This window comes from Vibrio sp. 1727, assembly GCF_033344415.1.
Lineage (GTDB): Bacteria > Pseudomonadota > Gammaproteobacteria > Enterobacterales > Vibrionaceae > Vibrio > Vibrio alginolyticus.
On sequence record NZ_JAWPOT010000702.1, the window covers coordinates 1 to 509 of the forward strand.

Below are 509 nucleotides of genomic sequence, written 5' to 3' on the forward strand. Positions count from 1 at the left end.
CGGAAAGCCAGTTCGTGGTGATAAGTACATCTGGGACGCTCAGTGGTCAAAAATTGATAACGACGTAGAAAACTACGGTATCGATATTAATGCTCAAGTGACTGATAACGTGAATGTGAAAGCGGGTTACAACCGTCAAGACTTTAAGCGTTTTGATGTAGAGTCTTACCCTAAGTTTGACAATTATGACAAAGACGGTGTGATTCGACACAAAGGGAACGAGCGCACAGATAACTGGGTATTCGATACCGCGTACTTAGACGTGACAACCAATTTCTCTTTGTTGGGTACAGAAAATACGTTTTTGGTGGGGGCGAACTACCTCGACTACAAATACGACCGCTTTATGGCTTTCCATGCAGGAGAGGATGTAGCGGCAGGCACGACAGTTACTCGTCCTGGAACCGTACGCTCGAAAAAATACCCAAGACGCGAGCATGACACTTGGGGGATTTACGCGCAAAACATGATGACGATTAACGATTACTGGCAAGTACTTGCGGGTGCTC

1 protein-coding gene is annotated in these 509 nt (G+C 46.0%); it reads left to right on the plus strand.

Annotation, left to right across the window (positions count from 1 at the left end; all coding sequences use genetic code 11):
- Nucleotides 1-509, plus strand: a 509-nt coding sequence (locus R8O10_RS27710; RefSeq protein ID WP_412035186.1) for a TonB-dependent receptor domain-containing protein, incomplete at both ends; no start/stop codon positions are given.